At 62.9% G+C, this 11,440-nt stretch carries 10 protein-coding genes; 9 read left to right on the forward strand and 1 reads right to left on the reverse strand.

The genetic code is table 11. From position 1 onward, the window contains the following. Nucleotides 1-11 precede the first annotated feature (11 nt). From ACWAT4_RS12555 to ACWAT4_RS12570, 4 genes are read left to right on the forward strand one after another with little or no spacing between them, the layout of a single operon-like run. Entirely contained in the window at nt 12-1,643 is a 1,632-nt protein-coding gene (locus tag ACWAT4_RS12555; RefSeq protein WP_449730670.1) for a 3-(methylthio)propionyl-CoA ligase, read from the forward strand. A gap of 27 nt (nt 1,644-1,670) precedes the next feature. Then, nucleotides 1,671-2,807 carry an acyl-CoA dehydrogenase family protein gene (locus ACWAT4_RS12560; RefSeq protein WP_212425467.1) on the forward strand — a complete coding sequence of 379 codons (1,137 nt, stop codon included), beginning with the start codon at nt 1,671-1,673 and terminating at the stop codon, nt 2,805-2,807. Then, nucleotides 2,800-3,576 (forward strand): enoyl-CoA hydratase/isomerase family protein, encoded by a 777-nt coding sequence (locus ACWAT4_RS12565; RefSeq protein ID WP_212298738.1) that lies wholly within the window; start codon nt 2,800-2,802, stop codon nt 3,574-3,576. Before ACWAT4_RS12560 ends, ACWAT4_RS12565 begins: the two co-directional genes overlap by 8 nt. Further along, the gene (locus ACWAT4_RS12570) at nt 3,576-4,733 is read left to right on the forward strand and encodes an acyl-CoA dehydrogenase family protein (protein WP_212298737.1); all 1,158 of its coding nucleotides are present in this window, start codon (nt 3,576-3,578) and stop codon (nt 4,731-4,733) included. Before ACWAT4_RS12565 ends, ACWAT4_RS12570 begins: the two co-directional genes overlap by 1 nt. Nucleotides 4,734-4,741: 8 nt before the next feature. Here the strand turns inward: ACWAT4_RS12570 and ACWAT4_RS12575 are convergent, their stop codons facing one another. Beyond that, nucleotides 4,742-5,506 carry an IclR family transcriptional regulator gene (locus ACWAT4_RS12575; protein WP_212425468.1) on the reverse strand — a complete coding sequence of 255 codons (765 nt, stop codon included), beginning with the start codon at nt 5,504-5,506 and terminating at the stop codon, nt 4,742-4,744. Nucleotides 5,507-5,699: 193 nt separating this feature from the next. Here ACWAT4_RS12575 and ACWAT4_RS12580 point away from each other — a divergent pair, with 193 nt between their 5' ends. From ACWAT4_RS12580 to ACWAT4_RS12600, 5 genes are all read left to right on the forward strand, one after another. Next, the gene (locus ACWAT4_RS12580) at nt 5,700-6,461 is read left to right on the forward strand and encodes an SDR family NAD(P)-dependent oxidoreductase (RefSeq protein ID WP_212298735.1); all 762 of its coding nucleotides are present in this window, start codon (nt 5,700-5,702) and stop codon (nt 6,459-6,461) included. Between the two features lie 79 nt (nt 6,462-6,540). Beyond that, nucleotides 6,541-7,770: an ABC transporter substrate-binding protein gene (locus ACWAT4_RS12585; protein ID WP_249154279.1), complete on the forward strand. Its 1,230-nt coding sequence runs from the start codon at nt 6,541-6,543 to the stop codon at nt 7,768-7,770. 96 nt (nt 7,771-7,866) lie between these two features. Next, nucleotides 7,867-8,754: an SMP-30/gluconolactonase/LRE family protein gene (locus tag ACWAT4_RS12590; protein ID WP_212425469.1), complete on the forward strand. Its 888-nt coding sequence runs from the start codon at nt 7,867-7,869 to the stop codon at nt 8,752-8,754. An 11-nt stretch (nt 8,755-8,765) separates the two neighbouring features. Further along, the gene (locus tag ACWAT4_RS12595; protein ID WP_212425470.1) at nt 8,766-10,886 is read left to right on the forward strand and encodes an acetate--CoA ligase family protein; all 2,121 of its coding nucleotides are present in this window, start codon (nt 8,766-8,768) and stop codon (nt 10,884-10,886) included. A gap of 13 nt (nt 10,887-10,899) precedes the next feature. After that, a complete protein-coding gene (locus tag ACWAT4_RS12600; protein ID WP_249148948.1) occupies nt 10,900-11,439 on the forward strand; it encodes a nuclear transport factor 2 family protein in 540 nt (179 codons plus the stop codon). Nucleotide 11,440: the final 1 nt, after the last annotated feature.

Raw genomic sequence — 11,440 nt, forward strand, 5'->3', positions numbered from 1 at the left:
AGGAAGCACCGGTGTTTGGCTTGATGCAGGATCGGCCGCTACTGATTTCAAGTCTCATCGAGTATGCCGCTCGCTATCATCCCAAAGCGGAGATTGTCAGCAAGACCTGCGAGGGAACGCTTCATCGTAGCAACTATGCCGAGCTGCGGTCTTGTGCGGCGAAGCTCGCGAAGGCGCTGATCAAGCTCGGCATCAAGCCGGGCGATCGCGTTGCGACGCTCGCGTGGAATACGCATCGTCACATGGAACTCTATTTCGCCGTGTCCGGCATTGGCGCGGTGTTGCACACCGTCAATCCGCGCCTGTTTCCTGAGCAGATCGACTACATCGTCAATCATGCTGAAAACAGGGTTCTGCTGTTCGACATCACCTTCGCCGACCTGGTTCGGAAGCTGCAGCCGAATCTCGTCACCGTCGAGAGCGTGGTGGCGATGACGGACAGCGCTCACCTGCCGTCCCAAGTTTCGGACTGCCTCTGTTACGAGGCGCTCATCGAAGCGGAGGACGACGTCCTGGCCTGGCCGATGTTCGACGAGCGCACCGCGTCGTCGCTCTGCTACACCTCCGGCACGACCGGTAACCCCAAGGGGGTGCTCTATAGCCATCGTTCGACCGTGCTGCATTCGTTTGTTGCTTGCGCCAACGACGGTCTCAAGCTGTCCAGCAGCGACAGCGTTCTTCTCGTCGTGCCACTGTTTCACGTGAACGCGTGGGGAATTCCCTATGCTGCCGCTATGTGCGGGGCCAAGATCGTGCTCCCCGGTCCGGCCCTGGACGGCAGGAGCATCTTTGATCTGGCGGCGCAGGAAAGCTGCAACTTCTCGCTCGGCGTGCCGACCGTGTGGTTGGGTTTCTTCAAGTACATCGAGGAAAACCCCGCGCTTGATCTCTCCGCAATCAAGCTCGATCGCGTGGTAGTCGGAGGGTCGGCCGCACCGCGCAGCATCATCGAGAAGTTCCGAGAAACGTTCGGTGCTTTCGTCATCCACGCCTGGGGCATGAGCGAGACGAGCCCACTGGGTTCGATTGGCAATTTACTGCCAGGTCATCGCGATCTGCCCGTCGCCGACCAGGTGTCTATCCAATGCAAGCAGGGGCGCGCCATCTATGGCGTCGAGCTCAGGATTGTCGGCGAGGACGGAAAGCCGCTTGCCCACGACGGCGCAAGTGCCGGCGACCTGAAAGTGCGTGGGCCCTGGGTTGCATCGGGCTATTTCAAGGGAGAGGGCGGCGCCGCCCTGGACGAGGCAGGCTGGTTTACAACCGGCGACGTCGCGACCATCGACCCCGACGGTTACATCCAGATCACCGACCGCTCGAAGGATGTCATCAAATCCGGGGGCGAATGGATTTCCTCGATCGACCTCGAGAACGTCGCGGTCGCCCATCCGGCCGTGCAGGAAGCGGCCGTCATCGGCCTGCCACATCCGAAATGGCAGGAGCGGCCGCTCCTGGTCGTGGTCCGCAAGCCGGATACCGATCCCGCGCGCGAGGACATCCTGGACTACATGTCCGGTCGCATCGCCAAATGGTGGCTGCCCGATGACGTCGTGTTCGTGAATGAGCTGCCGCATACCGCGACGGGAAAGTTGCAGAAGACCAAGCTGCGCGAATTGTTCAAGGACCATGCGTTGCCGACCTGATGTTGGCGCCGGCGGAAAGCAAAGACCATGCCCGAATTGATGCTCGATGATCCCGACGGTACACTTGTCATGCTGCGCGACAGCGTCGCGGGCTTTGCGGAGCGCTTTCCGGGCGCCAAGGCAATGCGCGAGAAGCGCGGGCTGGGCGGCGCGACGGACCCGCTGATCTGGTCAGCGATGGCGGAGGCTGGCTGGATCGGGCTGTTGTTGCCGGAGGAATGCGGCGGCGCGGGGCTCGGCTTGCGCGAGCAGGCCGTTCTCAGCGAGGCACTTGGACGGGCCCTGGTGTCCGAGCCGATTGGCTCGGCATCCGTCTTTGCTGCAACGCTGATTGGCGGAGCCACGCCGGGCGCCGAACGCAGTCGTCTGGCCGCCGGAATCGTGAGCGGCGACGTCGTCGCCGTGCCGGCCTGGATATCTGGTGCAAAGCCGCTCGTCGTGCATGCCGTCAGCGACAATCTCGCACTATCAGGCGAAGCGCGCTTCGTCGATGCGGCGCGTGTGGCAACGGACTTCCTTGTGGTCGCGCAGGACGCCCAGGGCGGCATGCTGCTGAGCGTTCCTGCCGACTTGGACGGTATGACCATGTCGGAGCGCGCCGGTATTGATGGCGGTGCCATTGCGACCGTCTCGTTTTCCGATTGCAAGGTGCCGACGGATCGCGTGCTGTCACGTGCAAACAGCTCCGAGGATCTGCTCCGTCAAGCCATCCTGCATACGCGGCTGGCGCTTGCGGCCGAGCTGTCCGGGCTGGCCTCAAAAGCGCTCGAGCTCACGATCGCCTATACCAGCGACCGCGTGCAGTTCGGCAAGCCGATCGCCAGCTTCCAGGCGATCCAGCACCGGCTGGTCGACATGTGGATCGAGGCGGATTTGGCCGCCGCCGCGGTAGGCAATGCGGTGGAAGCCCTCCAGTCGGATGACAGCGAGGCCGCGCAGCTTGCCGTGTTGGCGGCCAAGGCACGGGCTGGAGATGCTGCCTTCTCGATCTGTCGGCGCGCGGTGCATCTGCACGGGGCCATGGGCTACACCGACGAGTGCGACGTCGGGCTCTATCTGAAACGCGCGATCAATCTCAATGCCATGCTGGGCCAGCCTGAACAACTGCGCCTGGAATTCGTCGAACGCGAAAGCGGCGTCGGCCGCGGGAGGACCTATGGATAACAATCTGATCAAGACCGAAATCAGCAATCACATCGCCGTCGTGACGATGGATGCGCCGCCGGTGAACGCGCAATCCAAGGAATTCGTCGAGGAGTTTATCTCGACCTTCGATGAGCTGAACGAGACGCCGACGGTCAAGGTGATCGTGCTGACGGGTGCCGGCAAGACCTTCTCCGCCGGTGCGGACATCAAGTCGCGCGGCAAGGTCGGGGCGGTGCCGGGCGACACTTATCGCCATCTGCGCCGGGCGCGCGAGGTTGGTTTCTGCATCGTCGAATGCAACAAGCCGGTGATCGCAGCGGTGAACGGACCCGCGCTTGGGGCAGGCCTTGGCCTCGCGCTCTGCTCGGACATCATCCTGGCTTCCGAGAACGCGGTGTTCGGTCTTCCGGAAATTGACGTCGGGCTGATGGGCGGAGTTCGACATACGATGCGGATTATCCCCCACACGCTCGCGCGCCGGATGGTGCTGACGGGCTACCGCGTGCCGGCGGCGGAGCTCTATCGCCGCGGCATCATCGAGGACTGCGTGCCTCGCGAAGAACTGATGCCCGCGGCCATGAAGATGGCGGCGGAGATCGCCAAGAAGAGCCCGATGGCGTTGAAGCTCGCCAAGCGTGCGATCAATACGGTCGAGACGATGGGCTTGAAGGACGGCTATCGCTTCGAGCAGAACCTGACCGTGGAGATGACCCAGCACGAGGACTCCAAGGAAGCGATGCGAGCCTTCATGGAGAAGCGCGATCCCGTCTTCAAGGATGCCGTTTGATGGCATCCGACTGGAACGACATTCCCGACGAGGAGTTCAGGTCGACCTTTCGCGAATGGGTCGACCAGAACTGCCCGGCGCAGCTGCGCTATATGCGCAAGCAGCGTCCGCTCTTCAACGAGGTCGCCGAGTGGTATCATGCGCTGGCTGCCAAGGGTTGGCTCGCGCCAACCTGGCCGCGGCAATATGGCGGCATGGGTCTCTCGGCCGCCAAACACATGATCTATGTCGAGGAATGGGGGCGGCTAGGCTGCCCGCGCATCCCTGATCATGGGATTGGGCTGGTCGGGCCGCTGCTCATCCAGCACGGGACCGAGGAGCAAAAGGCTCATTATCTGCCGCGCATCCTATCGGGTGAACACGTCTGGTGCCAGGGCTATTCCGAACCGAATGCGGGATCGGACCTCGCAAGCCTGACAACGTCGGCTGTGCTGGACGGCGACGAGTTCGTCGTCAATGGCCAGAAGATCTGGACGACGCTTGCCCACTGCGCCAACTGGATCTTCGTCCTGGTCCGCACCGAGCGTGACGCGAAGGTGCGACAGAAGGGCATCACTGTTCTGCTGCTCGACCTGACCTCGCCCGGCGTGCGGGTCAGGCCGATCGAGAACCTGCGTGGCGAAGCGGATTTCTGCGAAGTCTTCTTCGACCAAGTGCGCGTTCCGATGAAGAATCTCGTCGGCAAGGTCAACGAAGGCTGGACCGTCGCCAAGTCCGTGCTCGGCCACGAACGGATCTTCCTGGGTGCGCCGACGCGGCCGGAATATGCGATTGCTCGCCTGCAGCGGTTGGCCGACGCGCGCGGAGCGTTCGAGGATCCTGCGTTTGTGTCGCGCTTCGCGCGGCTGCGGCTCGACCTGTACGATCTCGGCTCCGCTTTCGAGCGTTATGCCAAGGTCCTCCGGGCCGGTGGGGAGCTCGGAGCCGACGTCTCGGCTCTCAAGGTGTTCACAACCGAACTCTACCAGCGGATCACCGAGGAAATGCTCGCCGTTGCCGGAGAGGAGGCGCGATTTGCTGACGATCTCGCCGCAGGTGACGTCGAGATCGACGCGATGAATCTCTTCCTCGACTCCCGTTCGCCCGCGATTTTCGGTGGTTCTAACGAAATCCAGCGCAACATTCTTGCCAAGGCGGTGTTGCAGCTTCCGGGCTGAGCACCGTGTTAGGTGTCGGTGCCGACTGGCCGATCGGTGCCGTCGTCTGCCTTGAGCGACCGCGCAGCGCGCTGCAGCACAGCAAGATAGCGGCTGGAATTCTGGCGGATGCGCTCTGCAGCGCCGCCAAGCCCCAGGACTGCGGGCTGGTTCTGGATCAGCACGGGGAGCAGGACGCAGATCGTGGCTCCGCCGAGGATGGGTATGTTCTCGGTCGAGCAATAGCTCTTGCCGCGGAGCTGGCGTATGCGATCCATCATGTCGGGTAGCTTCACGCGATCCGATGCGTTGGGCGTGGCAATGTTCGCGCGCCGAATGATGTTGTCGACTTTCTCGTCCGACATGGTCGACATCAGCAACCAGCCGAGCGCCGATTGAGTTAGCGGCCGGAGCGTTCCCTCATCGACGTGGAAACGAAGAGGATGAACCGACTGGATGATCTTGACGTATTGCAGATAGACGTCGTTGGTCGTGCCGATGGAAACCGTCTCACCGGTCGCGGCATGGACGTCATGCATCGCCTCGAGCGCCCGGCTGTTGCCGAACAGGGCTCGCGGAATCCAGTCACCGAGCGTCGTCACCTTTGGCGTTGGAAAATACACGCGCATGCGCCGGTCGTAGTTCAGGTAACCCATGGTGACGAGGGTCTTGAGCAGGACAGTCGTGCTCGATGGCGGATATCCGAGTGCGAGCCCGATTTCCGACATCGCGCGCGGCTGTCGAACATTCATGAAGTACTGAAGGATTTCCAGCGCACGAAGCGCTGATTTCACGGTTGATGGTCTGCCCGGTATCGCTGCGGATTTCGGCACCGTCGCCCGCATGACTTGCGTTCCTCGCCCCGTTCGTAAATTCACGAATGTGAAATTCCGCGTCTCGCATGAATTATATTTGGTTTGCGCCAACTGCACATGACAAGGTGCCTTCAGTCAAGGCCAACAGAGACTGGCCGCGGTGGAGGGCGTCTTGGAAGGCGGCAGGTTGAAGGGGCGGGTGGCGCTCGTCACGGGCGGAGGCGGTGGTATCGGCCGCGCTATCGCGGAAGCTTTTGCCGGCGAGGGCGCGGCGGTCGGAGTGCTTGACCTGAAGGCGGAGGTGGCGGAAGCCGCGGCGCGCGACATCGTCGCGGCTGGCGGTCGGGCGCTGGCGATCGTCGGCAATGCGGGAGCGCGAGCCGACGTCTTTGCTGCGGTCGACCGCCTTGTTTCGGCCTTCGGGCCGCCCACCATTCTGGTGAACAACGCAATGTGGAATCGGTACGGTCCGCTCGAGCAGCAGACCGAGGACATGATCAGCCGGATGATCGATGTCGGCCTGAAGGGCGTGATCTGGGGCTATCAGGCGGTGCTGGAGCCAATGACGGCAGCCGGCGGCGGAGCGATCGTGAATATCGGATCGCCATCGGCGGTGCTCGCGATGGCGAATGGCGTGATGTACAGCGCGGTGAAGGCCGCTGTGGCGGGCGCAACGCGCTCCGCGGCGGCTGAGTTTGGGCCGCGTAGGATTCGTGTCAATGCTATCGCGCCGGGGCCGACGCGGACGGATGGCGCGAACCGCGTCGTCAGCGCGGAGGCATGGGAGCGACGTCGCGCGCGCGTCCCGATCGGCCGTCTCGGTGAGCCGCGGGACGTAGCGAATGCGGCCGTATTTCTTGCAAGCGACGAAGCGAGCTTCATCACCGGCGACATGCTGTTCGTCGACGGAGGGATTACCTACGCGTTTTCTTGAGCGCGCAATGACTGATTTTGTCCGCCCGCCACAACAAAAACATGGGCGAAACCCGCGGACCATGGGGAGGAAGAAGCAAATGAGACTATCGGCTGCCTTTGTCGCCGCTATGGCGATCTTCTCGAGTGCAATATCGATCGCCGCAGCACCGGTCATGGCACAGGGAATTTCCGGGGACGTCATCAAGATCGGCGTCATGAACGACCAGACTGGTCCCTATTCCGACAATTGCGGACCAGGTTCGGTTGCAGCCGCGCGGCTTGCCGTCAGCGACTTTGGCGGCGCCATTGGTGGCAAGAAGATCGAGCTCGTCGTGGCCGACGACCAGAACAAGCCGGATATTGGTGTTTCCATAGCGTTGCGCTGGCTCGATAACGAGGGCGTGGATGCGATTGTCGGCTGCTCGGCATCTTCGATCGCGCTCGGCGTGCAAGACGTCATGAAGAATAGGAAGAAGCCATATCTTCTGGCGGGAACGGCGGCTTCGGTCTTCACCAACGAGAAATGCTCGCCGATGACGACGCAATGGGCGATGGACACTTATGCGCTGCCGAAGGCGACGGTGAAGTCGCTCCTGGCGCGAGGGCTCGACACCTGGTTCTTCGTCACCGTCGACTATTCGTTCGGCAAGGCCTGGCAGGCCGATACAACCAAATTCATCACGGCCGATGGTGGCAAGGTCGTAGGTTCGGTACTGCATCCGCTCAATTCGCCGGATTTGTCCTCGTTCCTGCTCACTGCACAATCGAGCGGAGCGAAGGTCATTGCGTTGGCGAATTCCGGATCGGACTTTGCCAACGCCATGAAGCAGGCACAGGAATTCGGGCTGACGGAGAAGCAGCAGCTCGCACCATTGGGACTAATGATCAATCAGACGCATAGCATCGGCCTGCAGCCGCTGCAGAACGTGCGCCTGAGCACGCCTTTCTACTGGGACATGACGGACGAAACGCGGGCCTTCGCCAAGCGCTATCAGGCGGCATTCAGCGGCCGGATCCCGAACGAAGCGCAGGCGAGCACTTACAGCGCCGTGACACACTATCTCAAGGCGATCGCCGCGACGCAGACCGATGAAGGCGAGGCGGTGATGCGGCAGATGAAGGCCACGCCCGTCAATGATTTCGAAATGAAGAATGTCAGCATCCGCGCCGACGGCCAGGTGATGCGGCCGCTCTATGCCGCTCGCATCAAGACACCGGCTGAATCCAAATATCCCTACGACTACTATGAGATCACCGGGACTATTTCGGCCGATGATGCCTGGCGACCGGCGTCGGAAAGCGTCTGCGAACTCTTGAAGACGCAGTGAGTTCCGAGACGGGCCGGTGGGATAGCCCCCTTACCGTCCTCGCGTGCCCTTGGCGGCGGCGAGATGACGCGAGGTAAGCGCGACGGGAAACCCTTGATGGCGTTGCAGGTGAGCAGGGTGTCGACGACGGCCGCGCAGCTTGGCGAAAGTCCCCTCTGGGATGTTGCGCGGCAACGGCTCTACTGGGTTGACGGCGTGTCACGCCGGATCAGCTCTTATGAGCCCGAGCGCGGAACCGCGCGGCACTGGGACGTGCCGTCCATGGTGGGCTCGGTTGGTCTTTGCGAGGATGACCATCTCGTCGTGGCGCTCGCAGACGGCATCTACCTGCTCGATCTCGATACCGGCGAACTAACGCCTCTTTTTCAGCCTGCTCCACTTGATCCACGCGTTCGCTTCAATGACGGCAAGGTCGATCGCTGGGGGCGGTTCGTTTGCGGTACCATGGGTGTTCATGCCGAGCCGCTGGGCCAGCTCTTCTGCTTCCACGCGGCCGCCCCGCCCAAGGCTCTCGCCCACAATATTCGTATCTCGAACGCGATTTGCTTCAGTCCTGATGGCCGAACCATGTACTTCGCGGACAGCCTTGATCGCGCGATCCGCGCCTACCGCTACGGACCGGGCGACGAGTTCGATCCGGAGCCACGGATTGTCATCGACACCGCGCCGTATCAGTCGGGGCCCGACGGCGCAACGGTCGACAGTGACGGCTGTCTTTGGGTCGCACTCGTGCAGGTCGGCAAGATCGCGCGGTTCACCCCACAAGGCAGGCTCGATCGGCTCATCGACGCGCCCACGGACCTGCCGTCATCCGTTGCCTTTGGCGGCCCGTCGCTGTCGACGCTCTACGTGACGTCGATCAGGGATTCAGGATCGGGACGCGCCGTGTCGCAACATCCGGACGGCGGCTTCCTATTTGCGATCGACGGCCTAGGCGTCACCGGCTTGGCGGAAGCACAATTCGAACTCCATTCTTCCAGTTGAGATTCACCTTGATGCGTCATCACCCAGCCTCGCTCGATCCATTGTTCAAGCCGCGATCCGTTGCCCTGATTGGCGCATCGGACGATGTTGCGCGCATCGGCGGGCGTCCTCTGCGCTATCTCCGCGAAGGCGGCTTCAAGGGGGCGGTCTACCCGATCAATCCGAAGCGAGATACCGTCCAGGGCGCCAGGTCCTACCAATCGGTTGCTTCGTTGCCCGAAACGCCTGACGTCGCCATTCTGGCGGTGCCCGCGCAAGGCACCGTGCAAGCGCTCAGGGACTGCGCGGATCGCAAGGTCAAGGCCGCCGTGGTGTTTTCGGCCGGCTTTGCCGAAGCAGGCGAACAGGGACGCCGCGTGCAGGACCAGATCGCGGGCATTGCGCGCGAGAGCGGCATGCGCGTACTCGGCCCGAATTGCCTTGGCTTGTTCAACGCCGAGATAGGCTATTACGGGACATTCTCCGCAATTCTGGATGCCGCGTTCGTGGAGCCTGGTTCGATCGCGGTTGTCTCGCAAAGTGGGGCGTATGGCTCCCATATCGCTCATTTGGCGCGACAGCGCGGCCTTGGCATTGGACAGTGGATTACCACTGGAAACGAGTGCGACATCGATGTCGCCGAGGCGCTACGCTGGGTCATCGACCAGCCAGACGTCAAGGTCGTGATGGCCTATGCGGAAGGCATCCGCGATCGCGATACGTTCATCGAAGCGCTGGAGGTGGCGCGGGCCAGGGAAAAGGCCGTCGTTTTCCTGAAGGTCGGCCGTTCCGACGTCGGCGCTCAGGCGGTGAGCTCGCACACCGCGGCGCTGGCGGGATCCGATGCCGTGTTCGACGCCGTGCTCCGGCAATTCGGCGCCTATCGCGCGCGCACCACGGCCGAGCATCTTGATGTCGCGTATGCCTGCGCGCGTGGGCTTTATCCGGTCGGCAACAGGTTCGGCATCTTCACCCTCTCCGGTGGCTTCGGCATTCAGATGGCAGACGACGCTTCCGCCTGTGGACTCGACGTTGCGCCGATGCCTGACGCCGCGCAGGAAGAACTGAAGGCGATGCTACCATACGCATCGCCGCGCAATCCGGTGGATGCGACCGCGCAGGCTTTGACCGACCTGCCGCTGATGACGAGCTACATTGCTGCGATGCTGGAGAAGGGCGGTTATGACCTTTTCGCTGGCATTTTCGGCAGCGGACCGGCCAGCCCCACTTTCTCCGCCTCGCTGCGCAAGGCGTTGCGCGAGGCGACGGCCGGACATCAGGGGCGGATTCTGGCGCTGTCCATGTCGGCGCCTCCAGAGATCGTTCGCTCTTACGAGGCCGACGGCTTCCTGATCTTCGAGGATGGTTCGGCGCTGGCGAACGCCCTGGCGGCGCTGGTCTGGTTTCGCCGCAGCTTCGACGTAGCGAAGCAGGCGCGCAAAGAGGCGCTCTCCACGACGCGCATCGCACCGCCAGATGGCGTGCTCAGCGAGCATGAGGCCAAGGCATTGCTGCGCGCCGCCGGCATTGTCTTTCCCGAGGAGGTGCTGGTGCGGTCAGACGAGGATGTCGGCGCAGCTGCGGCTGCCATCGGCTTTCCGGTGGTGGTGAAGGTCTGCTCACCTGATATCCCGCACAAGACCGAGATCGGCGGAGTGATCGTCGGCTCGCGCAGCGAAGCCGAGGCTCGCGACGCCGCCCGCACCATTCTATCCCGTGCACATGAGAAACGGCCGGATGCGCGGACCGATGGTGTCATTGTTTCCCGGATGATCACGGGTGGCGTGGAGACCATCGTCGGCGTTGTGCAGGACGCGACGTTCGGTCCGGTGGTCATGTTCGGGCTCGGCGGCATTTTCGTGGAGGTGCTGAAGGATGTGACCTTCCGGGCCGCGCCGTTTGATGCCACAGAGGCCGAGCGGATGATCCGTGAGATCCGCGGCTTTGCCGTGCTGGAAGGCGTGCGCGGAGCACCGCCTGCTGACATCGATGCGCTGGCAGCGATGCTGTCGAGGCTTTCGCAATTCGCCGCTGACAATGCCGACGTGATCGAAAGCATCGACTTGAATCCGGTCCTTGTGATGCCTCGCGGCGAAGGCGTGTTGCCGCTCGACGCGCTGCTGGTCGCGAGCCGGTCAGCGGCGGATCATTGAGGAGGGAAGCCATATGGCGATCAATGAAGCAAGGCTGACCGAGCTCCTGGACCGGGAGGCGATCCGCGATTGCATCTACCGGTACTGCCGCGGTGTCGACCGGGCTGACGAAGCGACGCTGCGCAGCTCCTATTGGCCCGATGCCACCGATCGGCACGGTATCTATTCCGGGCCGGTTGAGGGCTTCTTCCTCTGGGCGCGAGACGTGTTCACGAGCGGTGCGCGGAACATCCATCACGTCGGCAATATCCTGATCGAATTCGCCGGCCCGACGCGGGCCGCAGTCGAGTCCTATTTCCAGGCATTGCAGCGCGGGCCGGCCAAGGACGGCGTCGTCCGGCAGTTTTTCATTGCCGGACGCTATTGCGACCTCTTCGAGAAGCGTGGCACCGAGTGGCGCGTCGCCCGACGCATCGTGGCGTTCGACTGGGTCGAGGAGCAGGTGCCGCCGACCGAAAGCGAGGAGGTGCGCTTTGGGCCGCGCATGCCGATCGGCGCGCCGCTTCCCGACGATCCGATCCAGGAGATTCTGGCCGAGGCGCGCGGCGCGTAAC

The organism is Bradyrhizobium sp. T-1 (assembly GCF_053592855.1).

Excerpts from the sequence above, each read along its gene's own strand:
- ACWAT4_RS12565 (WP_212298738.1), top strand. The coding sequence starts at position 2,800 with ATGGATAACAATCTGATCAAGACCGAAATCAGCAATCACATCGCCGTC.
- ACWAT4_RS12560 (WP_212425467.1), top strand. The coding sequence starts at position 1,671 with ATGCCCGAATTGATGCTCGATGATCCCGACGGTACACTTGTCATGCTG.
- ACWAT4_RS12570 (WP_212298737.1), top strand. The coding sequence starts at position 3,576 with ATGGCATCCGACTGGAACGACATTCCCGACGAGGAGTTCAGGTCGACC.
- ACWAT4_RS12595 (WP_212425470.1), top strand. The coding sequence starts at position 8,766 with ATGCGTCATCACCCAGCCTCGCTCGATCCATTGTTCAAGCCGCGATCC.
- ACWAT4_RS12600 (WP_249148948.1), top strand. The coding sequence starts at position 10,900 with ATGGCGATCAATGAAGCAAGGCTGACCGAGCTCCTGGACCGGGAGGCG.
- ACWAT4_RS12585 (WP_249154279.1), top strand. The coding sequence starts at position 6,541 with ATGAGACTATCGGCTGCCTTTGTCGCCGCTATGGCGATCTTCTCGAGT.
- ACWAT4_RS12590 (WP_212425469.1), top strand. The coding sequence starts at position 7,867 with ATGGCGTTGCAGGTGAGCAGGGTGTCGACGACGGCCGCGCAGCTTGGC.